The 25709-nt window shown below is 55.6% G+C and carries 26 protein-coding genes and 2 pseudogenes; 18 read left to right on the top strand and 10 right to left on the bottom strand.

The genetic code is table 11. The annotated features are described in order from the left end of the window. The first annotated feature begins 268 nt into the window (after positions 1 to 268). On the top strand, positions 269 to 652 hold the full coding sequence (grcA, locus tag AC559G_RS11305) for an autonomous glycyl radical cofactor GrcA (RefSeq protein ID WP_279023789.1): 384 nt from the start codon (positions 269 to 271) through the stop codon (positions 650 to 652). 116 nt (positions 653 to 768) lie between these two features. Here grcA and srmB read toward each other — a convergent pair whose 3' ends face one another. Continuing rightward, a complete protein-coding gene (srmB, locus tag AC559G_RS11300; RefSeq protein ID WP_498912613.1) occupies positions 769 to 2079 on the bottom strand; it encodes an ATP-dependent RNA helicase SrmB in 1311 nt (436 codons plus the stop codon). A gap of 131 nt (positions 2080 to 2210) precedes the next feature. Between srmB and trmN the strand changes: the two genes are divergently transcribed. Then, a complete protein-coding gene (gene trmN, locus AC559G_RS11295; RefSeq protein ID WP_498912612.1) occupies positions 2211 to 2954 on the top strand; it encodes a tRNA1(Val) (adenine(37)-N6)-methyltransferase in 744 nt (247 codons plus the stop codon). An 8-nt stretch (positions 2955 to 2962) separates the two neighbouring features. On the opposite strand, the gene nadB is transcribed toward trmN, so the two are convergent. Next, positions 2963 to 4564, bottom strand: coding sequence for an L-aspartate oxidase (gene nadB, locus AC559G_RS11290; protein WP_438596801.1), 1602 nt, complete (start codon positions 4562 to 4564; stop codon positions 2963 to 2965). 218 nt (positions 4565 to 4782) lie between these two features. Here nadB and rpoE point away from each other — a divergent pair, with 218 nt between their 5' ends. The 4 genes from rpoE to rseC are packed head-to-tail and all read left to right on the top strand — an operon-like array spanning position 4783 to position 7474. Beyond that, a complete protein-coding gene (rpoE, locus tag AC559G_RS11285) occupies positions 4783 to 5358 on the top strand; it encodes an RNA polymerase sigma factor RpoE (RefSeq protein ID WP_095847558.1) in 576 nt (191 codons plus the stop codon). Positions 5359 to 5388: 30 nt separating this feature from the next. Continuing rightward, the gene (gene rseA / locus AC559G_RS11280; RefSeq protein ID WP_438596802.1) at positions 5389 to 6042 is read left to right on the top strand and encodes an anti-sigma-E factor RseA; all 654 of its coding nucleotides are present in this window, start codon (positions 5389 to 5391) and stop codon (positions 6040 to 6042) included. Next, positions 6042 to 6995: a sigma-E factor regulatory protein RseB gene (gene rseB / locus AC559G_RS11275; RefSeq protein ID WP_498912611.1), complete on the top strand. Its 954-nt coding sequence runs from the start codon at positions 6042 to 6044 to the stop codon at positions 6993 to 6995. Before rseA ends, rseB begins: the two co-directional genes overlap by 1 nt. Then, positions 6995 to 7474 (top strand): SoxR reducing system protein RseC, encoded by a 480-nt coding sequence (rseC, locus tag AC559G_RS11270; RefSeq protein ID WP_498912610.1) that lies wholly within the window; start codon positions 6995 to 6997, stop codon positions 7472 to 7474. The genes rseB and rseC overlap by 1 nt, the downstream gene beginning before the upstream one ends. Before the next feature lie 37 nt (positions 7475 to 7511). Here rseC and AC559G_RS11265 read toward each other — a convergent pair whose 3' ends face one another. Further along, positions 7512 to 8339 carry a hypothetical protein gene (locus AC559G_RS11265; protein WP_498912609.1) on the bottom strand — a complete coding sequence of 276 codons (828 nt, stop codon included), beginning with the start codon at positions 8337 to 8339 and terminating at the stop codon, positions 7512 to 7514. A 577-nt stretch (positions 8340 to 8916) separates the two neighbouring features. On the opposite strand from AC559G_RS11265, the gene lepA reads away from it, so the two are divergent. The 7 genes from lepA (at position 8917) to acpS (ending at position 15554) form a co-directional block, all read left to right on the top strand. Beyond that, positions 8917 to 10716: an elongation factor 4 gene (lepA, locus tag AC559G_RS11260; protein WP_498912608.1), complete on the top strand. Its 1800-nt coding sequence runs from the start codon at positions 8917 to 8919 to the stop codon at positions 10714 to 10716. A 30-nt stretch (positions 10717 to 10746) separates the two neighbouring features. Then, on the top strand, positions 10747 to 11724 hold the full coding sequence (gene lepB, locus AC559G_RS11255; RefSeq protein WP_095847564.1) for a signal peptidase I: 978 nt from the start codon (positions 10747 to 10749) through the stop codon (positions 11722 to 11724). A gap of 333 nt (positions 11725 to 12057) precedes the next feature. Beyond that, positions 12058 to 12738: a ribonuclease III gene (gene rnc / locus AC559G_RS11250; RefSeq protein ID WP_095847565.1), complete on the top strand. Its 681-nt coding sequence runs from the start codon at positions 12058 to 12060 to the stop codon at positions 12736 to 12738. Continuing rightward, entirely contained in the window at positions 12735 to 13643 is a 909-nt protein-coding gene (gene era / locus AC559G_RS11245; protein ID WP_462614235.1) for a GTPase Era, read from the top strand. Before rnc ends, era begins: the two co-directional genes overlap by 4 nt. Positions 13644 to 13649: 6 nt before the next feature. After that, positions 13650 to 14381 (top strand): DNA repair protein RecO, encoded by a 732-nt coding sequence (recO, locus tag AC559G_RS11240; RefSeq protein WP_279023810.1) that lies wholly within the window; start codon positions 13650 to 13652, stop codon positions 14379 to 14381. Positions 14382 to 14442: 61 nt separating this feature from the next. Beyond that, positions 14443 to 15174, top strand: a complete 732-nt coding sequence (gene pdxJ / locus AC559G_RS11235; protein WP_498912607.1) for a pyridoxine 5'-phosphate synthase — start codon at positions 14443 to 14445, stop codon at positions 15172 to 15174. Beyond that, positions 15174 to 15554, top strand: a complete 381-nt coding sequence (gene acpS / locus AC559G_RS11230; RefSeq protein WP_095847569.1) for a holo-ACP synthase — start codon at positions 15174 to 15176, stop codon at positions 15552 to 15554. Before pdxJ ends, acpS begins: the two co-directional genes overlap by 1 nt. A gap of 42 nt (positions 15555 to 15596) precedes the next feature. On the opposite strand, the gene AC559G_RS11225 is transcribed toward acpS, so the two are convergent. Further along, on the bottom strand, positions 15597 to 15857 hold the full coding sequence (locus tag AC559G_RS11225; RefSeq protein ID WP_121553573.1) for a YfhL family 4Fe-4S dicluster ferredoxin: 261 nt from the start codon (positions 15855 to 15857) through the stop codon (positions 15597 to 15599). A gap of 196 nt (positions 15858 to 16053) precedes the next feature. Here AC559G_RS11225 and AC559G_RS11220 point away from each other — a divergent pair. Both AC559G_RS11220 and AC559G_RS11215 read left to right on the top strand, forming a co-directional pair. Further along, a pseudogene (locus AC559G_RS11220) lies at positions 16054 to 16768 on the top strand (recombinase); the annotation flags it as partial. Further along, a complete protein-coding gene (locus AC559G_RS11215) occupies positions 16754 to 17776 on the top strand; it encodes a helix-turn-helix transcriptional regulator (RefSeq protein WP_498912694.1) in 1023 nt (340 codons plus the stop codon). The pseudogene AC559G_RS11220 and the gene AC559G_RS11215, both read left to right, overlap by 15 nt. Here the strand turns inward: AC559G_RS11215 and AC559G_RS11210 are convergent. The 5 genes and pseudogenes from AC559G_RS11210 to AC559G_RS11190 all read right to left on the bottom strand — a co-directional run bounded on the left by AC559G_RS11210 (position 17747) and on the right by AC559G_RS11190 (position 21615). Beyond that, positions 17747 to 18385, bottom strand: coding sequence for a LysE family translocator (locus AC559G_RS11210; RefSeq protein ID WP_498912606.1), 639 nt, complete (start codon positions 18383 to 18385; stop codon positions 17747 to 17749). The genes AC559G_RS11215 and AC559G_RS11210 overlap by 30 nt on opposite strands. Beyond that, positions 18382 to 19683: a DUF8614 domain-containing protein gene (locus AC559G_RS11205; RefSeq protein WP_498912605.1), complete on the bottom strand. Its 1302-nt coding sequence runs from the start codon at positions 19681 to 19683 to the stop codon at positions 18382 to 18384. The genes AC559G_RS11210 and AC559G_RS11205 overlap by 4 nt, the downstream gene beginning before the upstream one ends. A gap of 143 nt (positions 19684 to 19826) precedes the next feature. After that, positions 19827 to 20219 (bottom strand): annotated as a pseudogene (locus AC559G_RS11200) (transposase); the annotation flags it as partial. A gap of 51 nt (positions 20220 to 20270) precedes the next feature. Beyond that, positions 20271 to 20513, bottom strand: coding sequence for a DinI family protein (locus AC559G_RS11195; protein WP_498912604.1), 243 nt, complete (start codon positions 20511 to 20513; stop codon positions 20271 to 20273). Between the two features lie 253 nt (positions 20514 to 20766). Then, a complete protein-coding gene (locus AC559G_RS11190; protein WP_498912603.1) occupies positions 20767 to 21615 on the bottom strand; it encodes a MurR/RpiR family transcriptional regulator in 849 nt (282 codons plus the stop codon). 155 nt (positions 21616 to 21770) lie between these two features. On the opposite strand from AC559G_RS11190, the gene murQ reads away from it, so the two are divergent. The 3 genes from murQ (at position 21771) to tadA (ending at position 24097) form a co-directional block, all read left to right on the top strand. Next, complete coding sequence (gene murQ, locus AC559G_RS11185) at positions 21771 to 22670, top strand: N-acetylmuramic acid 6-phosphate etherase (protein ID WP_498912602.1); 900 nt, start codon at positions 21771 to 21773, stop codon at positions 22668 to 22670. A gap of 129 nt (positions 22671 to 22799) precedes the next feature. Next, positions 22800 to 23456 (top strand): phosphatidylglycerophosphatase C, encoded by a 657-nt coding sequence (yfhb, locus tag AC559G_RS11180; protein ID WP_279023820.1) that lies wholly within the window; start codon positions 22800 to 22802, stop codon positions 23454 to 23456. 134 nt (positions 23457 to 23590) lie between these two features. Further along, positions 23591 to 24097: a tRNA adenosine(34) deaminase TadA gene (gene tadA, locus AC559G_RS11175; protein WP_438599869.1), complete on the top strand. Its 507-nt coding sequence runs from the start codon at positions 23591 to 23593 to the stop codon at positions 24095 to 24097. 16 nt (positions 24098 to 24113) lie between these two features. On the opposite strand, the gene mltF is transcribed toward tadA, so the two are convergent. Continuing rightward, a complete protein-coding gene (gene mltF, locus AC559G_RS11170; RefSeq protein WP_498912601.1) occupies positions 24114 to 25559 on the bottom strand; it encodes a membrane-bound lytic murein transglycosylase MltF in 1446 nt (481 codons plus the stop codon). Between the last annotated feature and the right edge of the window lie 150 nt (positions 25560 to 25709).

Genomic DNA, 25709 nt, shown 5'->3' with positions numbered 1-25709 from the left:
AAAAGTGGAATGCCTACGATCTTTGCAAAAATAATTGAAAATTTACAAAATTATTTTTTATCGGTGAAAGTGGGAATATTGATATAAAACAGAAATTTGCTTCTTTGGTGTTTCGCGTTACCCCTAAAAAATTGATATTAGTCAAAGAATCGCCACGTTTAGGCTGGTATATAGAACAACAAGACAACAATGGTTTTACCAAATGGCCAAAACCGGCGTTAGGTTTTCTCACGCAACAAAATTCTTTCGCTCTTGTAGGAGGCACAAGATGATCACAGGTATTCAAATCACGAAAGCGAACAATCAGGCGCTGGTGAATTCTTTCTGGCTGCTGGATGCAGACAAATCTGAAGCCCGCTGCGTATGCGCCAAAGCTGACTACGCGGAAGACCAGATTGTACCGGTCAGCGAACTGGGCCAGTTCGAATACCGCGAAGTGCCAATGGAAATGCAACCTTCCGTGCGCGTAGAAGGCGGTCAGCACCTGAACGTGAACGTACTGCGCCGTGAAACGCTGGAAGATGCGGTTAAACACCCAGAAAAATACCCGCAGTTGACCATCCGTGTTTCTGGCTACGCCGTGCGTTTCAACTCACTGACCCCAGAACAGCAACGCGACGTTATCACCCGCACCTTTACTGAAAGCCTGTAATTCTGGCTTAAGGTAACAGGGGGGCTAAAAGCCAGTCAGTTAACGCTGACTGGCTTTTTTACATTTGGCCGAAAAGTATGGCGGGAGCAGGGGCCGGTTACCCGGCCTGGATTAGATTAGGCTTGGTTAGCTTTTGGCTGGCGGCGCTTGCCGACGTTTTTCGCGTCGCGCTGGCGCACTTTGATTTTAGGTTTGGTTTTATTCTTTTCTTTCTGTTCAGCGCGCTTTGCCAGCACCTTTTTCGAAGGTTTGCCGTTGCTCTTTTCGCTGGGTACCTTGCTCTTGGGCCGCAGTTCGTCAATCACCCGTGCCTTCAGCGGTTCATTCAGGTAACGGCCCACTTTACCCAGCAGCAGATGATCGTGCGCTTCAACCAGTGAGATGGCGGTGCCTTTGCGCCCGGCGCGGCCGGTGCGGCCAATACGGTGCAGGTAAATATCGGCGGTGCGTGGCATATCAAAGTTGAATACGTGGGTGATATCCAGAATATCCAGGCCGCGGGCGGCGACGTCGGTGGCGATCAGCACATTCACGCGGCCATCCATCATGCGTTTAACCGCTTCGTTACGCTTGGCCTGCACCATTTCACCTTCCAGATAGCAGGTGTTGATGCCCGCTTCGCGCAGCCAGGCCACCAGCTCATGCACCCGCTCACGCTTGCGCACGAACACCACGGATTTCTGCACTTCCGGCTGTTTGAGCAGATGCACCAGCAGGGCGGTTTTGTGCTGGATGTCGTCGGCGCGGTAGTACCACTGCAGGATCTTTTTGCGCTCACGGCGTGAAGGATCGGCCTCCACCTCTACCGGTTCTTCCAGAATGCGTTCGGCGAATTCCCTGATCGCTTCCCCTTCCAGGGTGGCGGAGAACAGCATGGTTTGCTTGCGCCAGCGGGTTTCGGCCGCGATGGTTTCGATATCCTGCGCAAAGCCCATATCCAGCATGCGGTCGGCTTCGTCGAGGATCAGGGTTTCGACCGCGCGGCAGTCAAAGTTTTCTTCTTTGATGTATTGAAGCAAACGGCCGGTGGTGGCGACGACCAAATCCTGGTTTTCGCTGAAGACTTCGGCGTGGTTCATATAAGCCACGCCGCCGGTGATGGTGGCGATGTCCAGCGAAGTATGGGCGGCCAGCTCGCGGGCCTGATCGGCCACTTGCATCGCCAGTTCACGCGTTGGGGTTAGGATCAGTACGCGCGGTGGCCCGGATTTCTTGCGTGGGAAATCCAGCAGGTGCTGTAATACAGGCAGCAAAAACGCAGCCGTTTTTCCGGTGCCGGTTGGCGCAGAGCCCAATACATCACGCCCATCCATTGCCGGAGGGATAGCTTCAGCCTGAATGGCGGTTGGGCGGTCATAGCCTTTGTCGCGCAGTGCGTCGAGCAGGCGGTCATCGAGATCGAGTTCGGAAAAATTGGTTGCTGTCATTGTCTACCTCTACTTGGGGCGCCGATTATAGACGGGTTGGCCGCGTTGTTCACCCTTTAAGTGGAAAGCTTTCCTTTTCCCGAAAAACGCTTTGCCTTATGCTACGCCAGTTTTAATACCCGGTGGTTACTGTGAGCACTCAGTCTAAAGCGAATTTTAAGCCGCGCCGCGGCGGGTTTACCTTCAAACAGTTTTTTGTCGCCCACGATCGTTGCGCCATGAAAGTGGGCACCGACGGCGTGTTGCTCGGTGCCTGGGTGCCGCTGCCCGCCAAGGGCCGTGCGTTGGATATCGGATGCGGTAGCGGGTTGATTGCCCTCATGCTGGCGCAGCGTTCCGCGCAACTGCATATTGATGCGGTGGAGCTGGATGCCGCCGCCGCCGCCCAGGCCGGCGACAACGTGCAAACTTGCCCCTGGCCACAGCGCATTCAGGTGCACCAGCAGGATATTCACGACTATGTGCGGCAGCACGCCGGGGTTTACGATCTGATCGTCAGCAACCCGCCGTATTTCGAACCCGCCGTCGCCTGCCGCGATGACGCCCGCGCTCAGGCGCGCTACACCGGCACCCTCACGCACGAAGCGTTGCTGGCCTGCGCCAGCCAACTGCTTCGTGAACAAGGGGTTTTCTGCGTGGTGTTGCCCCATGATATCGGCAGCGCGTTTGAAACCGCCGCGTTGCAGTGCGGTTGGCACTGCGCACAGCGGGTTAACGTTAGCGATCGTGCCGACACGCCATGCCATCGGGTACTGTTGGCGCTGGTGCGCCAGCCGCAGGCAACGGCGGAAACGGCGCTCGCCATCAAACAGGCGGACGGCAGCTATACCGCGCAGTTTCGCCGCCTGATTACTGATTTTTATCTGTTCTATTAATAGAAAATTCAGGGCTGCAGGATGGTGGGCTTCGCCTCCGGCAGCGTATCCGGGTAGTCCAGCGTGTAATGCAGCCCGCGGCTCTCTTTGCGCGCCATGGCGCTGCGCACGATAAGCTCCGCCACCTGAACCAGGTTGCGCAGTTCCAGCAGGTTGTTGGAAATGCGGAAATTGGCGTAATACTCATCGATCTCCTGCTGCAGTGTCGTGATACGGCGCAGAGCGCGCTCCAGCCGCTTGGTGGTGCGCACAATGCCGACGTAATCCCACATAAATAGCCGCAGCTCATGCCAGTTATGCTGAATAACCACGCGCTCATCGGAATCATCAACCCGGCTTTCATCCCAGGCGGGCAGCGCTTTGGCGGCTTTAATGGCCGGCAGGCGCAGCCGGATGTCTTCCGCCGCCGCCCAGCCATACACCAGGCATTCCAGCAGTGAGTTAGAGGCCATGCGGTTGGCGCCGTGCAGGCCGGTATAGCTGACCTCGCCGATGGCGTACAGGCCGTCCAGATCGGTGCGGCCGTGCTGATCGACCATCACTCCACCGCAGGTATAGTGGGCCGCCGGGACAATGGGGATCGGCTGGCGGGTGAGATCAAAGCCCAGCGACAGCAGCTTTTCGTGGATCATCGGGAAGTGCTGGGTAATGAATTCAGCCGGTTTATGGCTGATGTCCAGATACATGCAATCTGCGCCCAGGCGCTTCATTTCATGATCGATGGCGCGGGCCACAATATCACGTGGGGCCAGTTCGCCGCGCGGATCGAAATCCGGCATAAAACGGCTGCCGTCTGGGCGTTTCAAATGGGCGCCTTCACCGCGCAGCGCTTCCGTCAGCAGGAAGTTGCGCGCCTGCGGATGAAACAGGCAGGTGGGGTGGAACTGGTTGAACTCGAGATTCGCCACCCGGCAGCCAGCGCGCCAGGCCATGGCGATACCGTCACCCGAGGCAACGTCTGGGTTGGTGGTATATTGGTACACCTTTGCCGCGCCGCCAGTGGCCAGCACGACCGTTTTGGCGCGGTGGGTTTCCACCTGCTCGCGATCGCGGTTCCAGACATAGGCGCCGACGACGCGCTGGGTGCCCGGCAGGCCGATTTTGCTTGAGGTGATCAGATCAACGGCGTTGCTACGTTCCTTTACATAAATATTCGGATGGGCGCTTGCTTTCCCCACCAGCGTATTTTCTACTGCCTTGCCGGTGGCGTCGGCGGCATGCAGAATGCGGCGGTGGCTGTGGCCCCCTTCGCGCGTCAGGTGGTAGCGCGCTTCCCCTTGGGCGTTGGTTTCGGTATCGAATAATACGCCTTGGTCGATCAGCCACTGCACGCAGTGGCGCGCATTGCCGGCGATAAACTCAACGGCTTCCTTATCGCACAGGCCCGCGCCGGCGATCAGCGTATCGTCCACATGGGAAGTTATGCTGTCGGTTTCATCAAACACGGCGGCGATACCGCCTTGCGCATAGAAGGTCGAGCCTTCATTGAGCGGCCCCTTGCTCAGTACGGTAACCTTGCAGTATTCGGCCAGCCGCAGGGCTAGAGAAAGGCCCGCAGCACCGCTGCCAATGATCAGCACATCGCTGACATGTTCAGATGACGGTTGCATAGCGTATGATCTGTGCAGGAAGAAGAATGAAATTCATGTTAGCCTACTTCTCCCGGCAAAAGCCATGGATGGGGCACACAAGTGGTACAAAAAAACAACGGCGTCAGGGAACTTCGTGTTATGTGTAAACTCCAAGCGAATGCTTGCTCAGGAAAAGAACGTATGGCTGGCAGTACAATTTTATGCGTGGAGACAGATTTGGGGAGACATTACCTCGGATGAGCGAGCAGTTAACGGATCAGGTTCTGGTTGAGCGGGTCCAAAAGGGTGATCAAAAATCGTTTAACCTGCTGGTTGTTCGTTACCAGCACAAGGTTGCGAGCCTTGTTTCCCGCTATGTACCGCAGGGCGATGTGCCTGATGTGGTGCAGGAGTCGTTCATTAAAGCTTATCGCGCACTGGAATCGTTCCGTGGCGATAGCGCCTTTTATACCTGGCTATATCGTATCGCCGTGAACACGGCAAAGAATTACCTGGTTGCCCAGGGCCGCCGTCCGCCGTCCAGCGATGTGGACGCCAACGATGCGGAAAATTACGAAAGTGCGGGCGCACTGAAAGAAATTTCGAACCCTGAGAACTTAATGTTGTCAGAAGAGCTGAGACAGATAGTTTTCCGTACTATTGAGTCGCTCCCAGAAGATCTCCGCATGGCGATCACGTTGCGTGAGCTGGACGGTTTAAGCTACGAAGAGATAGCGGCCGTCATGGATTGCCCGGTCGGAACGGTGCGTTCGCGCATTTTCCGTGCTCGGGAGGCTATCGATAATAAAGTTCAACCGCTGATCCAACGTTAGCAATAGCGGGCACAGGAAGGGTACTTAGGCATGCAGAAAGAAAAGCTTTCCGCTCTGATGGATGGGGAATCGCTCGATAATGAACTGCTGAGTTCATTGTCTAAAGATCGGGCGCTTCAACAAAGCTGGCAGAGCTATCACCTGATACGTGACACAATGCGGGGTGATATCGGACAAGTAATTCATTTCGATATCGCAGAACGTGTGGCTGCAGCGCTGGAGAAAGAGCCGGCTCGTTTGGTTCCTTCAGCCGTTCCCGAGTCTCAACCCCAGCCCGAAACTTGGCAAAAACTGCCGTTTTGGCACAAGGTTCGCCCGTGGGCCAGCCAGCTCACTCAGGTGGGCGTTGCCGCCTGTGTTTCTCTGGCGGTGATTGTTGGGGTTCAGCAGTATAACCAGCCGGCTGAGCACTCCGAGGCGGCTGAAACGCCGGCGTTCAATACGTTGCCGATCATGGGGCAACCTTCACCGGTCAGCCTTGGCGTGCCGTCTGAAGGCCTGGCGGTGGGCAGCGGCCAACAGCAGCAGGTGCAGGAACAGCGCCGGCGTATTAACGCAATGCTGCAGGATTATGAATTGCAGCGCCGCCTGCATTCTGGCGATCTGCAACTTGAACAAAGCAATCCGCAGCAGGCCGCCATTCAGGTTCCAGGCACCCAGTCCTTAGGAATGCAGCAGCAGTAATGAAGCAACTTTGGTTCTCCGTCTGTCTTTTGGCGGGTAGCCTGTTCTACTCAAGCATCGCCCCGGCGCAAGATACGCCCGGGGCGATGTTGCAACAGATGAACAGCGCCAGCCGCACGCTCAATTATGAACTCGCCTATATCAGCATCAATAAGCTGGGGATCGAATCCCTGCGCTATCGCTATGCGTTGGTTGATCAACAGCCGCTTGCCCAACTATTGCATATGGATGGCCCACACCGCGAAGTGTTGCAACGGGGCAAGGGCATCAGTTATTTTGAACCCGGTTTAGAGCCGTTCACCCTGCCCGGTGATCATATTGTCGATGCGCTGCCGGGTATCGTTTATAGCGACTTTAACCGTCTGGCGAAATATTACGACTTCCTCTCCGTCGGCCGCACCCGTATTGCCGATCGCCCGTGTGAAGTGGTCCGCGTCGTGGCCCGAGATGGTTCACGCTACAGCTACCTGGTGTGGATTGATGAAGACACCAAACTGCCGCTGCGGGTTGATTTGCTTGATCGCGATGGTGAAACGCTGGAACAATACCGGGTCATTTCCTTTGTGGTCGGCAGCGACGTGCAGAACGTGATGCGCGGGTTGCTCAAAGCCAACCTGCCGCCGGTGTTATCGCCACCGGCGGCCGCCACCGCTAAACTGGGGTGGGCCGTGGGTTGGTTGCCGGCTGGCGTTGATGAGGTGGCGACCACTCGCCACTCGCTGCCTAACGTGGCGGCGCCGGTGGAATCACGGCTCTATAGCGATGGTTTGTTTAGTTTCTCGGTGAATGTCAGCCCGGCGGCGAGCGGCAGTGCTCCGCAGTATTATCGCCAGGGGCGGCGTACTATCCAGATCGAAGTGCGCAATGGCCACGAGATCACGATTATTGGCGAGTTGCCAACGCCAACGGCCAAACGCATTGCAGACAGTATTACGTTTAAGGTAGCTCCCTAATGATGAAAGAATGGGCCACGGTCGTGTCGTGGCAGCAGGGCGTAGCGGTGCTGCGCTGTGAGCCCAAAGCCGGCGGCTGCGGCAGTTGTCAGGCTCGCACCGGCTGCGGCGCCCGCGCGCTGAATGAACTGGCGCCCGAAACGCAGCATCAACTGCAGGTGCACATTGCCCAGCCGTTGGTGCCGGGCCAGCGCATTGAGGTAGGGATCGCCGAAGGCAGCCTGCTGCGCTCCGCCATGCTGGTGTATTTGGCACCGCTGCTGGGGATCCTATTGGGTGCCGCCATGCTGCAGTGGCTGATGGGCAGCGACAGCGCTGCGCTGCTTGGCGCCTTAGCGGGCGGCGGCGGGGCCTTTCTCGTGGTGCGCCGCCTGGCTGGCCGTTTGAGTGCCCAAGAGAGTTACCAGCCGGTAGTGCTGCAAATTGGCCTGCCGCCCGGCGCAATGCGCGAGCCGCCGGAACAACATTCCCCGCTGTAAACCGCCGCCGCGCCACCACCGGCTTTGAGTGCTGGCTCTACAGTGAGAGGCGCTTGCCATCCGTGGCGCGGTGGTAAATCATATGCTCTAGCAGTGCGATAAACAAATCCGCGCAGATCAGCGCAAAGTAATCGGCCAAAAACAACGTATTCCCCTGCTTATCCAGTAAACGGATCGTACCCTGCTCACGGTTGCTTTCCAACGCGCCAATGGTTGCCAGCGGGATCTGGCGCTGCGGCGTGCTCAACTGCGTGCTGCTCAAACGCAGCGTTTGCCCCGGCAGGGTTCGCATGTCGTTGCGCAGCAGGTGGAGCAGTGCGCGGGCGTTGTTGTTGATATAAGTAAAATCCAGCACGTTGCCGTTATACAGCTCGTTCAGCGCTTGCGGCCCACGGATTTGCACCTGCTGGTTGATGATGGCGTCGCTCAGGCTCCAGGCATGGGAAAGATTGCTGAAAATCGTGTACCAGGGCCGCTCCGCCGCGCAGCGGAAGGCCATGACGTTGCACAACTGGCCGAACGGGTTTCTTGCCCGGTAGCGGTAGATTTCGCTGATTTTCTCAAACGGAATAAAACGTTCTTTATTGCTGGCATTATCCACAACCCGCACGCCGTGCTCATACAAGCGATAGGTGAGCGTTGGCCGCAGGTAATGCCGCAGCGCCAGTAAAATGCACCCCAAAAGTATTGTGGCCGTGCCGGCTTGCAACAGGGTAAGAACGCCGGCCTCATCCATGCTGTTGTTCAGCAACGGCAGCAGCAAAAGCACTGCACCGGTGGTTAACAGCAGCGCGGCGGCCGCCAGAATGCCCCAGTTGACCTTCGAAAAATCGTGCCGGCTCAGCATTTGCCCTTTATCGATCATGAATTACCTTCCAAACAACGAACAAAGATATGCTGATGAACTCCGGTGGGCATGCCGATGTGTAGAGCCCATGCGTGGTAACGCGAAGTATTTTTTTTGCGGAGTTCGGCCCCCTTTCTAACTGGGTGCCGCGGTAGCGTATATGGGTTTTTTCCTAAAGCGAAAAGGCGATATTAAAATCTAATACCTTGATCTCAATATTATTTTTTAAATTTTTAGGAAAGGGTTTATGGCGCGTTCGGCGTTAATGGTTTAGCAGAGGGCGGGCCGGGGCTTAACGTGATGTTTTACCCCGTAAAGGCACCGGCTGGTGTTCGTCCGCGGTGGTTAACATCTGCTTTCACAACCCTGTGCAGCCTGTAATACACTGAAGCTTGCATAATAGCGCGTTCCACTGAACCGATTGCCGGGTTTAGGGTTACCCAACCTTACAAACAGCGAGCCCTCACTGCCTTTCACGCAGCGCCTATACAGTGTAAGATGCGCCCCATGCTATGTGGGTGGTTTTGGGTTTGTGTCCATGACTGTGTCCACCAAATTAAAACTTAAGCGCTTAATTAGAGATAAAATTAATTAAATGAAGCACATAAGAAACTTCTCCATTATTGCCCATATTGACCACGGTAAGTCGACGCTGTCCGACCGTATTATCCAGATTTGCGGCGGCCTGACCGACCGTGAAATGGCCGCGCAGGTCCTTGACTCTATGGATCTGGAGCGTGAACGCGGCATCACCATCAAGGCGCAGAGCGTTACGCTGGACTATAAAGCGCCAGACGGCCAGATCTACCAACTGAACTTCATTGATACCCCGGGCCACGTTGACTTCTCTTATGAAGTTTCCCGCTCGCTGGCGGCTTGTGAAGGCGCGTTGCTGGTGGTGGATGCCGGGCAGGGCGTAGAAGCCCAGACGCTGGCCAACTGCTACACGGCGATCGAAATGGATCTGGAAGTTGTGCCGGTGCTGAATAAGATCGACCTGCCGGCGGCCGATCCTGAACGCGCAGCGCAGGAAATTGAAGACATCGTTGGTATCGATGCCACCGACGCCGTGCGCTGCTCGGCGAAAACCGGCGTGGGCGTGCCTGAAGTGCTGGAACGCCTGGTGCGTGATATTCCGCCGCCGGAAGGCGACGCCGATGCGCCGTTGCAGGCGCTGATCATCGACTCCTGGTTCGATAACTACCTGGGCGTGGTTTCACTGGTGCGGATAAAAAACGGCACGCTGCGCAAAGGCGACAAAATCAAGGTGATGAGCACCGGCCAGGTCTACAATGCCGACCGTTTGGGCATCTTTACCCCGAAACAGGTCGACCGCAACATTCTGAACTGCGGTGAAGTAGGTTGGCTGGTCTGTGCGATCAAAGATATCCTCGGCGCGCCAGTAGGCGATACCCTTACATTAGCCCGTCAGCCGGCGGAAAAAGCCCTGCCGGGCTTTAAGAAAGTGAAGCCGCAGGTGTATGCCGGCCTGTTCCCGATCAGCTCTGACGATTACGAAAGCTTCCGCGATGCGCTCGGCAAGCTGAGCCTTAACGATGCTTCCCTGTTCTATGAGCCGGAAAGCTCGACGGCGCTGGGCTTCGGCTTCCGTTGTGGCTTCCTTGGCCTGCTGCACATGGAAATCATCCAGGAACGTCTGGAGCGCGAATACGATCTGGAGCTGATCACCACGGCGCCGACGGTGGTGTACGAAGTGCAGACCACCAGCAAAGAGACTGTCTACGTTGATAGCCCCTCTAAGCTGCCGCCGCTAAATAACATTGAAGAGCTGCGCGAGCCGATCGCCGAGTGCCATATTTTGGTGCCGCAGGAATACCTGGGCAACGTCATCACGCTGTGTGTGGAAAAGCGTGGTGTGCAAACCAACATGGTTTACCATGGTAACCAGGTGGCGCTTACGTATGAAATCCCAATGGCGGAAGTGGTGCTCGATTTCTTTGATCGCCTGAAGTCAACGTCGCGCGGCTATGCGTCGTTGGATTACAACTTCAAACGTTTCCAGGCTTCGGACATGGTGCGGGTTGACGTACTGATCAACGGTGACCGTGTGGATGCGCTGGCGCTGATCACTCACCGCGATAACGCGAACTACCGTGGGCGTGAGCTGGTGGATAAGATGAAAGATCTGATCCCGCGCCAGCAGTTCGATATCGCGATTCAGGCGGCTATCGGCAACCAGGTTATCGCCCGTTCCACGGTGAAACAGTTGCGTAAAAACGTGCTGGCCAAGTGCTACGGCGGCGACGTCAGCCGTAAGAAAAAGCTGCTGCAGAAACAGAAAGACGGTAAGAAACGTATGAAGCAGGTCGGTAACGTTGAGCTGCCGCAAGAAGCCTTCTTGGCAATCCTGCATGTTGGTAAAGACGGTAAGTAAGCGGAAGGCTTACGTAACGAGGGAGTTTGCATGGCGAATATGTTTGCCCTGATCTTGGCGGTCGCAACGTTGGTGACCGGGATCATCTGGTGCTTCGAGCGCTTTAAATGGGCGCCGGCGCGGCGCGAGAAAATCGCGGCGCTGAATGCACAGACTGCGGGCGTGGTAGACGACAACACGTTGGCGAAGGCCGCCAAGCAGCCGGGTTGGGTTGAAACCGGCGCATCGGTGTTCCCGGTGCTGTTGCTGGTATTTGTGGTGCGTTCATTTATTTATGAACCTTTCCAGATCCCGTCCGGTTCAATGATGCCGACGCTGCTGATTGGCGATTTTATTCTGGTGGAGAAATTCGCCTACGGTATTAAAGATCCCATTACCCAGACCACGTTGATTCCAACCGGCCACCCGAAACGCGGCGATATCGCCGTATTTAAATATCCGCTTGATCCCAAGCTAGACTATATTAAGCGCGTGGTCGGCCTGCCGGGCGATCGCGTAACTTATGATCCGGTCAACAAACGTGTGACGGTGCAGCCTTCCTGCAATAGCGGGCAGTCTTGCGATACCGCAGTGGCAGTCACCTACAGCAATGCGCAGCCCAGTGACTTTGTGCAGATGTTCAGCCGCAGCGGCATGGGCGAAGCCAGCAACGGTTTTTACCAGATACCGACCAGCGATGCCGTTCCACAAGGGGGCATCCGCCTGCGTGAGCGCCAGGAAACGCTGGGCGACGTTACCCACCGTATTCTGGCGGTGCCGGGCGTTCAGGATCAGATCGGCGCTTATTACCAGCAGCCTGGGCAGCAACTGGCGGAGTGGGTGGTGCCGGCGGGCCATTATTTTATGATGGGTGATAACCGCGATAACAGCGCCGACAGCCGTTACTGGGGCTTTGTGCCGGAGAAAAATCTGGTGGGTAAAGCCACGGCAATCTGGATGAGTTTTGAAAAACAAGAAGGTGAATGGCCTACCGGCGTAAGGTTTAGCCGTATCGGTGGAATTCATTAAGCGCGTATATCCTCATTAACCCGCAGATTAACCCCGACGCATTATTTAAAATAAGCGCCGGGGTTTTATTCGCAGGTTAGGGCAATAACCCGTTGCCGGGAGAATCTTCCGTCTGGCAGGTGCGATGACTCCCTTGGGGGCAACGCACGTTATTTTGGGTATATATAAACGCAGCATTATATTTCCACTCGTTGTAGAATAGTTCACGCATGATAAAAGTTGGCTTCTGCGGGAGCCACTGCAAACGAAACAGCTTTGGATTGGCTTTCTGCTCGGCTCAGGCCTGTTCCGTATGCTGCAAAGTTTTTGACGCATTATATCTATTGGTAACTCATGAACCCCATCGTAATTAACAGGCTGCAGCGGAAGCTGGGCTATACTTTTCAACAGCACGAGCTTTTGCTGCAAGCGTTGACTCACCGCAGTGCCAGCAGCAAGCACAATGAACGTCTTGAGTTTCTGGGCGACTCCATCCTCAGTTTTGTCATCGCCAATGCGCTCTATCATCGTTTCCCCCGGGTTGACGAAGGGGACATGAGCAGAATGCGTGCGACGCTGGTGCGTGGTAATACGCTGGCGGAAATGGCGCGTGAATTCGATCTGGGTGAGTGTTTGCGCCTGGGGCCAGGGGAATTAAAAAGCGGTGGTTTTCGCCGTGAATCGATCCTGGCCGATACGGTAGAAGCGCTGATCGGCGGCGTATTTTTGGACAGCGATATTCAAACCGTTGAGCGGTTGATCCTGGACTGGTATCGCAGCCGGCTGGATGAAATCAGCCCCGGTGATAAGCAGAAAGACCCGAAAACCCGTTTGCAGGAGTTCCTGCAGGGCCGGCATCTGCCATTACCGGCTTATCTGGTGGTGCAAGTCCGTGGTGAGGCGCACGATCAGGAATTTACCATCCATTGCCAGGTGAGTGGTTTAAGCGAGCCCGTAGTAGGTACGGGTTCAAGCCGTCGCAAAGCCGAACAGGCCGCGGCGGAACAGGCGCTGAAAAAGCTGGAGCTTGAATGAGCGAAGAGAAGCAATACTGCGGGTTTATCGCGATCGTTGGCCGGCCAAACGTGGGCAAATCCACGTTGCTGAACCAACTGCTGGGGCAAAAAGTCTCCATTACGTCGCGTAAGCCGCAAACCACGCGCCACCGTATCATGGGCATCGATACCGATGGGCCTTACCAAGCCATCTACGTGGATACCCCCGGGCTGCATATCGAAGAAAAGCGCGCCATCAACCGGCTGATGAACCGTGCGGCGAGCAGCTCCATCGGCGACGTCGAGCTGGTGATTTTCGTGGTGGAAGGCACCAACTGGACCGACGACGATGACATGGTGCTTAACAAGCTGCGCAGCCTGAAATGCCCGGTGTTGCTGGCGATCAACAAAGTTGACAACGTCACCGATAAAGGCAAGCTGTTGCCGCATATTGCGTTTCTCAGCCAGCAGATGAATTTCCTCGATGTCGTGCCGATCTCTGCGGAAAAAGGCATGAACGTGGACACCATCGCCGCTATCGTGCGTAAACAGTTGCCGGAAGCGGAACACCACTTCCCGGAAGACTACATCACCGATCGTTCCCAGCGTTTTATGGCTTCGGAAATCATTCGTGAAAAACTGATGCGTTTCCTCGGCGAAGAGCTGCCTTATTCTGTGACGGTCGAGATCGAGCAGTTTGTTGCCAACGATCGCGGCGGCTATGACGTGCACGGCCTGATTCTGGTTGAACGTGAAGGCCAGAAGAAAATGGTGATCGGCAATAAAGGCAGCAAAATCAAAACGATCGGTATTGAAGCGCGCCAGGATATGGAACAGATGTTCGAAGCCAAAGTGCATCTGGAGCTGTGGGTGAAAGTGAAATCCGGCTGGGCTGATGACGAACGTGCATTGCGTAGCCTGGGCTATGTTGACGATCTGAAGTAACCCATCATGGATGGCTGGGAGCGCGCTTTCGTCCTGCATGGGCGGCCGTACAGTGAAACCAGCCTGATGCTGGATCTGTTCACGGAAGGGCATGGCCGGGTGCGTTTACTGGCCAAAGGCGCGCGCAGCCGCCGCTCCAATCTGAAGGGCTCGTTGCAGCCCTTTACACCGCTGCTGGTGCGCTGGGGTGGGCGCGGCGAAATCAAAACGCTGCGCGGCGCAGAGGCCGTCTCTCTTGGTTTACCGCTCAGCGGCATGATGCTCTACAGCGGCCTGTATGTGAACGAGCTGTTGTCGCGCGTGCTGGAGCAGGAAGCCAACTACTCGGTGCTGTTTTTCGATTACCTGCAGTGTTTGCAGGCGCTGGCCGGCGAGGACAGTTCGCCGGAGCACGCCCTGCGCCAGTTTGAGTTGGCCTTGTTGCATCACCTGGGGTACGGCGTTGATTTCCTGCACTGCGCCGGCAGCGGCCAGCCTGTCGATGACGGCATGACCTACCGCTACCGCGAAGAAAAAGGTTTTATCGCCAGCCTGGTGGTGGATCACTACAGCTTCACCGGCCGCGAGCTACGGGCGCTGGCGCAGCGCCAGTTTCCGGATGCGGCGACGCTGCGCGCCGCCAAACGTTTTACCCGCATCGCGCTGAAACCCTATCTGGGCGGCAAACCGTTGAAAAGCCGCGAGCTGTTTCGCCAGTTTGTGCGCAAAGCCTCCCCACCTCCGGTCGACGACGCCTAGTCGCCTTTCTGCTTTTGCCGTAAACTGCCTGTACTTTGTCATTGTTATTTAGAAGGTTGTCATGGCTGATTTATTGCTCGGCGTTAACATCGATCATATCGCCACGTTACGTAACGCGCGTGGAACCCAATACCCGGATCCGGTTCAGGCGGCATTTATTGCCGAGCAGGCCGGCGCGGACGGCATTACGGTGCACCTGCGTGAAGACCGCCGCCACATCACCGATCGCGACGTGCGCCTGCTGCGCCAAACTATCCAGACGCGCATGAACCTGGAAATGGCGGTGACGGATGAAATGGTGGCGATTGCCGTTGAGCTTAAGCCGCACTTCTGCTGCCTGGTGCCGGAAAAACGCGAAGAGGTTACTACCGAAGGCGGCCTGGATGTCGCCGGCCAGTTGGATAAAATGGCGGTGGCCGTGGCTCGCCTGGCGCAGGCGGGGATTGCGGTTTCTTTGTTTATCGATCCTGACGCGCGCCAGATTGATGCCGCGGTGGCCGTCGGCGCGCCGTTTATCGAAATCCACACCGGTGCCTATGCCGATGCGCAGGGCGAACAGGCCACCCAGGCTGAACTGGCGCGCATTGTTGAAGCGGCGCGCTACGCAGCCAGCAAAGGGCTGAAAGTGAATGCCGGCCATGGCCTGACCTACCACAACGTGCAGCCGATCGCTGCGCTTCCGGAAATACATGAGCTGAATATCGGCCACGCGATTATCGGCCAGGCGGTAATGAGCGGCCTGCCGGCGGCGGTGGCGCAGATGAAGCAACTGATGCGGGAAGCGCGCCGCTGATGGCTGTACTGGGGCTAGGCACCGACATCGTTGAAATCGCGCGCATCGAGGCTGTGGTGGCGCGCAGCGGCGATCGTCTGGCGCGGCGCGTGCTCAATCAGGCGGAGTGGGCGCTGTTTTTGCAACATCAGCAACCGGTGCGCTTTTTAGCCAAGCGTTTTGCGGTCAAGGAAGCGGCGGCGAAAGCGTTCGGCACCGGCATTCGCAATGGCCTGGCCTTCAATCAGTTCGAGGTGTTCAACGACGCGCTCGGTAAACCCAACATTCGCCTGCACGCGCGCGCCGCCGAGCTGGCGCAGCAAATGGGCATCACGTCGATTCATGTGTCACTGGCGGATGAACGCCGCTACGCCTGCGCGACGGTAATTATTGAAGGCTAAAGCTAAAGCGCAATGCTTTGAACAACTGCGCCGGCCGCGGGCTTACAGCCGGTCGGCGTGGTGCAGCACCACGAACTTTTCCCACAGCTGTTCCTGGCTTTCCACCCGCTGCGGATCGGTAATGATGGTGTTATCGATGGGGCAAACCTGCTGGCAGGTCGGGGTATCATAATGGCCGACGCATTCCGTGCAGCGGTCGCTGTCTATCTGGTAAATATTGTCCCCCATAGAGATGGCCTGATTAGGGCACTCTGGTTCGCACATATCGCAGTTGATGCACCGCTTCGTTATTAGTAACGCCATATCAATCACTTACGAGTTTAATCTGTTAAAATCTTGCGGTTATATGCTTTTTTATTCCGTGCGGTGTGTGTTTATATTTCAAACATTGAAAAACCATGTTCAGCAACACAGAATGGCAACACATGTTTTTTTAGCCCCCAGATTTAACCTCATGTGTGAGCTTACTGCTGGTGGCCTCTGATACACGGGAATATCAATGCCGCGCACTGTAACACAGATGCAGGATATCCCCAAAAATGATGATTTCTTGGCCGCATCTGCGCGCTGGGAAGACTGCAAGCCGCCTTACGCAAGTTCACACATAAGAGTCTGTGTTGCTGCTGCCAAAATCATTTTGGCGCATCTCGGACAAGCCAGGCGTTCAAAGTACGAAAAGGATAATTACCTCCGCATAGATTTTAGCAAGGCGGGAAAAGTTACATTCTATGCTGAGTTCCCAAAGAAAATGGGGCTGAAGGGTAAAACGCTGGGGGAGGATAGTTACAAAACCTACTGTACCAGGACAAAGCAAATCGCCGCTGCGTTTGGTGGTCGCGAAGTGTTCAGCGATGTGACGTATAATCGCCTGCTTGAAGTGTTCGATCTCTGGATTGAAACAAAATCCAACAATCAGGCTCTGGAGCTATCGGCGGAACTTAGGCGCACCGCGTTACTGTAACGGGCGCAACGTTGCCGCCAGCCTGCCGAGTGACTACATCTCATCGAGAGTCCAGAAACCGACGCCGTCCCGTCTGTTTACTGATATCGAGTCTATCGCGGGGCTGTGGCTTAATATCGCTGCAGCCAGATCTGTGCATCAAAAAAACGCAATGAGATACATGATCCTCACAGGCGTCAGGCCGATCAACGTCAGTAACTTGCGATGGAGCTTTGTCAATGATTCGGCTGGGGAGATAGTGTATCCGGCTGGGGGGGATTACCCACCTACGCAGGAGACGCAGGTTGAGTCCGTCAAGGTGGGTAAGAAGATTACGGGCAGACTGTGCCCGGAGAATAATTTATTCGCTGGAGCCCGAAAACCACCAGTTGAAAAAGCGTTCAGTACATGGTTTTATTATTCATTAATAATTATTCACTATTGCTGCGTAAGGTCAGGTACGTTGTCACTAGAGTCTGCAGAGTGGTTTAGCCGGAATGGCATAGAGTGTTCACGGGTCAGAGCCCGTAATTCGGGCTTTCCGAAACATCTTCACGATGAATATGTCATCAGTGCAAACCTGACGGGGGTAGAGGAAATCTGGCTGGCAGGAAAAACCGCGTATGTTAAAAGTGGTCAGGTTACCTTATACAATCCGGGAACCATTCAGGCTTCGCGTTTTGATACTCAAGCCGTGGAATTCATCAGTGTGCACATACCCCAGACAGTGATAAAAATACATGCAGATGAAGACAATCTTAACAGCGCTCATGAAGCCCCTGTTCTGCGAGAAGGTATAATCAATAACACTCGCCTGTTTGACGCGCTGTACCGTTTTGCAACATCAGCCCGGCTGGAGCCGGGCATGGATGAGGAGCAGGAACTAATTTTACTTTGTGGTGAGCTAATTGAGACGCCAGCTCTACTTCAGAGAGGTGATGAGCAGAAAATCAATGTTGTTATCGGGTATTTGCAGGAGCACCTCAGCGCAAAACCGCAGCTGGAGATACTCGCACAGCTGGCGGGGATGAGCAAATATCATCTTGTTCGCTTCTTTACCCGGCATACGGGTATGCCGCCTCTGCAGTATCATATGCAGCTTCGTCTGCACCATGCCCGCGACTTGCTTCGCAGAAACGTCCATCCGCTAGATGCGGCGATAATGCTGGGATTTTACGATCAGAGTCATTTCATTAATGCATTTCGCAAAGTGATGGGAACAACACCCCATCACTATGCTTCGCAGGTCAGATCAGGTCATCATAAACTCCCGGTACCCTGACACGATCACGTAAAGCGCAAAATAGCTGAATATGAGCGCTGAGGCTATGTAGGAATATTTAAGCAGGCGCTGGCCAAGTAGTTTGCCTCCAAAACTTCCAATCAGGCACAGGACACAGGTCCAGAACATTCCCGCGATGAAAAAGCCACTCAGAAACCAGGACGTTGCCGTAACGCTATGCTGGCCCATCCGGGATATCAGCGCACCGCCCACTGTCGCAAACCACAGAATGGCGGTGGGGGAGGACATGGCAAGCACCACACCCCGGTTAAATTCACGCAGCAGCGGGCTATACTGATGAGTTTCGCTCACGTTCAGCTCTGAAGGTTGCCTGAAAGCGGCCATCAGCATTTTGCCGGCGAACCACAGAAGCATAGCACCACCGCCAATCCACAGTATCCAGCGTACTGCTTCATACTGAAGCAGTACAGCCATTCCCGCCAGCGCCAGTAATGCATATGCCAGGTCACCCACACAAGTCCCCATTCCCAGCCAGAAACCATGAAAATATCCGCGTTGCATGGCAAGGGTAATCATAGCGATATTGGCAATCCCGATATCAAGACACAGCGAAAGGCTCAGTAAGAAACCACTTGAAAACTCGATCATAACGTAAAGCCTTTAATCTTCTGGTCGTACTCGATCATGTCGACAGTTTTACCCAACCGGTTCAGCAGCAGATCCGCCGCTTCACGCTGATGATGAGGTGAATAGCATTGCAGGAATGCCAGGGCGGCCTCTGTATCACCCTGCAATACAGAGTGTGTCATTGCTGTTGCCAGTGCCGTCAGAGCAGGCTTCACCGCGCTGAGTTCCACCACATAATGCGTCCCACTCCAGTTCAGGCACTTGTGTTCAGTTAGCCACTTGAGCTGTATATAGGCCGCCTCTGCGTCAGGATAATCACACGGGCCGCGGCGCAAATATCGCAGCATTTCCAGCAAGAAAATTTTTAACTGCAACGTCTCATTCAGCTGCAGGGCCTGCCGGGAAGGCTCCGTCAGGCACATCAGCAGTCCAAACACATCCGCCAGAGCTTCCTGCACAACCATTGATCCCCATCTGTCTTGTTTACTTAACTGGCCAAACATCATCTTTTCAAAGACAACGGAATGCCCAAGATCATGACCGCGGAACCAGGCAATCAGGTGCCGGGCACAGAGAGTGCAGTTCGGGATAGATTCATGATGCCAGCCAAGCAAAGAAGCCTGGGACCGGGCAAACCGTTCAAACAGGTTCAGATATGTATTCGCAAACACGATGGTGCGCTTCTGAGGTGCATATTTCACGCCTTCATCTTCAGGGAAAAAATAGGCGAAATGCTTTGGGTAGCTGTTAGCTTCGCCGGCAATGGCAAACAGGTCGACAATTTTGTAGCGGCATCCAGGCAGCGCAACCAGCCGCTGGTCGATATGGTTTTGCAGCCAGCACAGGTTGTCAGGAAAGAGGTCATCCACCGCATCCGAAACTTCCTGCAGTCCGCGATTGGGTAATCCAAACCAGGCGGAATAATGCTGCGTGCGGGACTTACCTACCCATGTCGACATGTAACCTATTCCCTGCACCAGCTCCTGTTCATCCAGCGCTGCTATCTGCGGGAGAAGTTCTCTTGCTGTGCTGGCGTCACAGAGGATTTCTGCGCGTAACTGCAACGCTTTGCAGGTATCCGGATCGTCAAATTCCTGCGCAAGCTTAAAACAGATAATGCTGAGCTTTTCTTCAACAGACTGAAGCAACGTACTCCCGGTTCGTGTGGAAACAGGGTGAATATGACTGGCCGCTTCTGCAAGACGCGTAGCCTGGTGGATAAGGTCCAGCGCCGCGGGCGAAAGTGAGTCAGGCAGAGGGATATCCATCATGTGGATATGGTATGAGTCAGCAGCAGGCCAGAACGGTGTCGTAAACATAAAATTCCCTTCCATTATCAGTAACGAGAAGTTTACTTAACCATTGCATCTGTAATCGGTATTGGAAGAAATTGCGGTCGAGTCCGTCAAGGTGGTGTAAATACAGTGTCAGCTTTCCGGCCCGGTAATGTGCCTGTTATGCGTTAATCGCCAGGTGTTTCTATTACATCGTTATCTGCAGTCTGTTCTATCTCCGCCATGCTGTGTTGTGGCGGGTAGCGGTTTTGCAGCAACCATTCCTCGTTCTGCTCCGTCAGTACCGCCCCCAGAAGCCCCATGACTCCCTCTTCGTTGGGGAAAATGCCTACCACGTTAGCACGGCGTTTCACTTCCTTGTTTAGACGCTCCAACGTGTTCGTGGAGTGGATTTTCACCCGATGCGCCTTCGGGAAAGCAAAGTACGCCTGCACATCTGCTTCGGCGTCGTCTATCATCTCCGTGACTGCCGGCAAGCACTTCTCCAACTGACCGGCCACTTCCCGCCGGGTCGCATGGAAGCTTTTCTCATCTGTCTGCACGAATACCTGCTGCAGCGCCTGCATCCATGTGTGGTGTCCTTAACAGGCTATCTATCAGATAGTTTGCCCTTAAATATCGACCACAAGCCACTGATCTGACTCTTCAAACATCTCTTCCAACAGCCGGCTCAGCTTCTCTTTTTCCGTCTTGCTGGCATCAGTGTTTAGCCCATTGGCTTGCATAGGTTTTACCCTGACGTCAGCATCAGGGTAAACTTTGTGTACGCGCTTGGTGAGTTCTGCCTTGATGATGTCTGCTGCGCCAGGCAGTTCGGCAACGTTGCGCTTATCAAAAACCAGTTCCACAAACATTTTCCAGATTTGATCAAGTAAAGGATTACTGGATTTGGAGTAAGTTTGTGTTGCTGGTGATTGTGTCGATGAATTTTTAGGAGGAGAGCTGGGAACGCAATTGGTAACGCGTTTTTATAAAAAATTGATTAAAAAGCAAAATAAATCAAAGCACGCACATATCGCAGTTGATGCATTTACGTGTGATTAGCAGGGCCATGGTCAATCTCTCATTATTTACAGGGGGAACTTTTCGGAGCGCAGATTATACGCGTTACACCAATTTTTTCATCAATTGTTCACTGTGGCGGATGCGATCGCGTGCGTGATCGGGATCGTGCTGGATCAGCGCCATGAAGAGCAGATCGGTCAGCGCGAACTGCGCCGTGCTGGAAGAGATTGCGGCGCTGCGGGTATTGGGCTCTTCGGCGATGGTATACAGGCAGTGATCGGCCCGCTGCTGCAAGGCGTTGGGGGTAAAGCTGGTCAACGCCAGCACGCTGGCGCCAGCAAGGCGCGCCTCTTCCGCCGCCAGATTTACTTCCCGCCGCGCACCGCTGAATGAAATCGCCACCAGCAAATCCTGTTTTTCCATCGCCTGCACCGCGGCCAACTGCACGTGGGTATCCGCTTCGGCAGTGGCCATCACCCCGATTTTAAGCAGTTTGAAGCAAAAATCCTTGGCCACCAGGCTGGAGGCGCCCACGCCCACCAGGATAATGCGCCGCGCCTGGCGCAGCATCTCCAGCGCTTGCGCCAGGCGATCCTCACTGTTGATATCCAGCGTAGCGCGCAGCGCCGCCTGCTTTTCGGCCAGCAGTTTTTCGCCCACGGTCTTCAGTGCGTCACTGCTGAGGATCTGGTTGTGCACCGGCACCACCGTCTCTGCCGGTGTATGGGCCAGGGTTTCATTGAGCGCCAGTTTCAGCGCCGGGAAGCCTTTGTAGCCCATTTTTTGGGCGAATTTCACCACTGCCGACTGGCTCACGCCGATGAGATCGGCCAGCTTTTGCGAACTGATATGGCAAACCTGCTCGGTATTGTGCAAAAGAAAGTCTGCCAGTTTGCGATCGTTCTGCGCCAACGTTGGGTACAGTTGGCGAATGCGCAGTAAGGTATTCATTGAATCCTTTCCTTTGAGCCAGCGGAGCTGGCAGTCAAAAAAACGTTAAATTTTTCCGTGCGTACGCATTTAAAATAGCAAATAGCGCTCGCTTTGTTGCATAAAGTATTCAAAAATTAATCAATTAGAGAATTGAACGTGTAAAAGGTGATGAGATGGATTTAGGGGCTTTAGTATCAGAAACCCGCAATCCGGCGACTATGGCGCTTGATGAGATGAGCACGCTTGAAATGGTGGCCTGCTTTAACCGGGAAGATCACAACGTGCCGGAGGCGGTAGCACAGGTGTTGCCGGCGATTGCGCAGGCGGTGGATCTGGCCGCGGCGGCGCTGCAGGCCGGCGGGCGCTTAATCTACCTGGGGGCCGGCACCAGCGGCCGCCTGGGGGTGCTGGATGCTTCGGAATGCCCACCGACCTTTGGCGTGCCGCATGGCATGGTGGTGGGGCTGATCGCCGGTGGGCCGGGGGCGCTGCTGAAAGCGGTGGAAGGGGCGGAAGATAATGCCGCCTTGGGCGAAGAAGACCTGCGGGCGTTAAACCTGGCCGCCACCGATATGGTGATTGGCCTGGCCGCTTCCGGGCGCACGCCGTATGTGATCGGCGCATTGCGCTATGCGCGCCAGTTGGGCTGCCCGACGGCGGCTATTTCCTGCAACCCCGGTTCGCCGATAGCAAAAGAAGCGCAGGTGGCCATTTCCCCGGTGGTCGGCCCTGAAGCGCTGACCGGCTCCACGCGCATGAAGTCCGGCACTGCGCAAAAGCTGGTGTTGAATATGATCTCAACTGGCGCGATGGTCAAACTGGGCAAGGTGTATCAGAACCTGATGGTGGATGTGAAAGCCACCAATGAAAAGTTGGTGGATCGCGCCTGCCGTATCGTCGTCGAAGCCACCGGCGCGGAACGTAGCGCGGCGCAGGCGGCGCTGGCGCAAACGGGGTTTGAGGTAAAACCAGCGATCCTGATGATATTGGCCGGCGTTGATGCACCCGAAGCCCAGCGGCGCCTGCGCCAGCACCAGGGCTATTTGCGTGCGGCGTTAGGCCTGCAGCTCTGATGGCCTGCGTTGGGGCCGTGCCGGTATCCGGAGTGCGGCCTCAGTTGTATCTGCCCGGCGGGGTGATTACGATAGCCGCTGGGCGTATGTTTGCCCGAATGCTGGGTTTAACCTCCAAAGGAGTCAGGTTTGAATGACCAACAGGGCCAGGAGGCCATAGAAGGTTACCGCGTCGTCTTTTTCGATCTGGACGGTACGTTGCATCAGGAAGACATGTTCGGCAGCTTTCTGCGCTTTTTGCTGCGTAATATGCCATTGAACTTGCTGTTGGTGGTGCCGCTGTTGCCAATCGTCGGGCTGGCCATGCTGGTGATGGGGCGCGCGGCGCGCTGGCCGATGAGCGTGCTGCTGTGGGCCATCACCTTCGGCCGTCGCGAAGCCCGGTTGAAAGCGCTGGAGCAGCAGTTCGTCAGCGAGTTCCGCGCGAAGGTCACCGCTTTTCCCGTGGTGCAACTGCGCCTGCGGCAATACCTTGAATCGCACGATGCGCAGGTGTGGTTGATCACCGGCTCGCCAGAGCGCCTGGTGGAGCAGGTCTATCGCGATTCGGCTTTTCTGCCCGGGGTGCGGCTAGTGGGCAGCCAGATGGCGCGCCGCCACGGCGGCTGGGTGCTAGCAATGCGCTGTCTTGGCGTGCAGAAAGTGGTGCAATTGGAACAACGGCTGGGCGCGCCGCTCAAGCTGTACAGCGGCTACAGCGACAGCAAGCAGGACAACCCGCTGCTGTTTTTTTGCGAACACCGTTGGCGGGTGAGCAAGAAGGGCGAACTGCAGCAGTTGGAATGAAAAAAGGGCGGATTTCCGCCCTTTGCCGTTTCTGGCGGCATAGCCAAACGATAGCGGGGGGCACTCACGCGGCATTGCCGGGCCCCGCCGGGTGTGTATAATGCCCGCCGCAAAAGCGCCCGAGGAGCCATGCCATGACCGAACATAATGATGAATATTGGATGCGCCAGGCATTGCGGCTTGCTCTGCGTGCGCAGGAGGAAGGCGAGGTGCCGGTCGGGGCGCTGCTGGTGCTGGACAACCAGGTGATTGGCGAAGGCTGGAACCGGCCGATCGGCCGCCACGATCCAACGGCCCATGCGGAAATTATGGCGCTGCGCCAGGGCGGGGCGGTGTTGCAAAACTACCGTTTGCTGAACGCCACGCTGTATGTGACGCTAGAGCCGTGCGTTATGTGCGCTGGCGCGATGATCCACAGCCGCATCGGCCGCCTGGTCTACGGCGCGGCGGATATGAAAACCGGCGCGGCCGGTTCGTTGCTGGATATCCTGCGCCACCCTGGCATGAATCACCAACTGACTATTACCGCCGGTGTGTTAGCCGATGACTGTGCGGGGATGCTGAGCGCGTTCTTCCGCCAGCGCCGCGAGCAGCAAAAGGCCTTAAAGCTGGCGCGTCGAGCGGAGAAAGGCGAGCAATAAGCGTGGGCCATGCGGCTCACCGCTGTTGATTGAGCGCCAGCTCCGGCGCAACAGCCGGGTAGCTATACTTCTGCGTTGCCGCTTTCTTTTCTTTTTCCACCAAATACCCTACCAGGCTGACGTGATAGCGGCGGATATTCTCTACGTAGGAGTAAGCCTCGCGCCCGCGCGCGTAGCCGTAGGTCAGATGTGGGTAGTAGCGTTTCTGGCTGAGCATCGGCAGGCGTTGTTTTACATCCACCCAACTGTCCGGGTTGCCTTTTTGCATTTTTGTCAGCTTGCGGGCATCCAGCATATGGCCCCAGCCCATGTTATAGGCGGCCAAGGCAAACCAGATGCGCTCATCTTCCGGCACGCTGTCTGGCACCTTGTCCATCAGGCGCTGCAGGTAGAGCGCACCGCCCTGGATGCTTTCTTCCGGATCCAGGCGATTATTCACCCCCAGCCCATCGGCCGTGGCGCGTGTCAGCATCATCAAACCGCGTACGCCGGTAGGGGAGGTGGCCTGCGGGTTCCAGTGTGATTCCTGATAGGCGATCGCCGCCAGCAACGTCCAATCGATCTCGTTGGCATAGTGTTCAAACAGCGTGCGGAAGTTCGGCAGCACGGTATCGATCGCCGAGAGAAACGTCTTGGTATCGACATAATCAAAGCTGCCAACGTGGCCAAGGTATTTTTCTTCCAGCTTTGCCAGCGTGCCGTCTTCCACCATCTTGCTATAGAAATCGAGCATCGCGGCGTACAGGCTGTCGTCATTCATGCGTTTGAAATACCAGGTAACGGGTTCTTCGTCGGTCACGTCGAACGCCACCGCCAACTGTGGGTGAATGCGCTGCAGCAGGGCGATCGTCACCGAATCGCCCACGGTGTAATCCAGCTTGTTGTCGGCAACCTGTTCGAGCAGCTCTTTTGAGGTTTGGTCGCTGGCGGCTTCCCAACTGAGCGCCGGGAAGGTGGCCTGCTTGAGCTGTTTCAACGTGCTGGCATGCGCCGAGCCGGAAGCAACCCCCAGCCGGCCTTTGATATCGGCAAAGCTTTTCGGCCGCGGCGTGCCCAGGCGATAGACCAACTGCTGGGAAACAGAGTAATAAGCCGGGCCGGTGCGCGCACGGCTGATGCGCTCCTGGTTGTAGATCAGCCCAGCGGCCAGCAGATCGGCATCGCCGTCGTCCAGATCGTCAAACAGATCGTTGATGTTCTGGTGCGCCTGCACAACCAGCTTCACGCCCAGGTAATCGGCAAAGCGTTTTGCCAGCTCGTAGTCAAGCCCTCCCGGCCCTTGCGGGGTCGAGAAGTAGGTGACCGGTGAATTTAACGTGCTAATCCGTAGTTCCCCACGGGATTTGATGGCATCAAGTTGCCCACCCTGCCCATTGCGCCAGGCAATATTGGGCCATAAGGCAAGCGCCAGGAGCAAGGCGACAATACCGATCAGTATGTAATTTATTTTTATACGTTTCAAAAAGTTATCCGCTGGTGACACATAAACACCGCTGGTTTTCTACCGTAAATTTGTTATGGTTAAATCAACAGTGTCGGGGCATTTTGCGCAACAAAACGCCAGTGTGCAACTTTATTGACACGTTATGACAATTTGCCCGGCCGGTGCGCT

Origin of the sequence: Gibbsiella greigii, from assembly GCF_039540155.1 — a bacterium.
GTDB lineage: Bacteria > Pseudomonadota > Gammaproteobacteria > Enterobacterales > Enterobacteriaceae > Gibbsiella > Gibbsiella quercinecans.
This window is presented reverse-complemented; position numbering and strand designations above follow the sequence as displayed.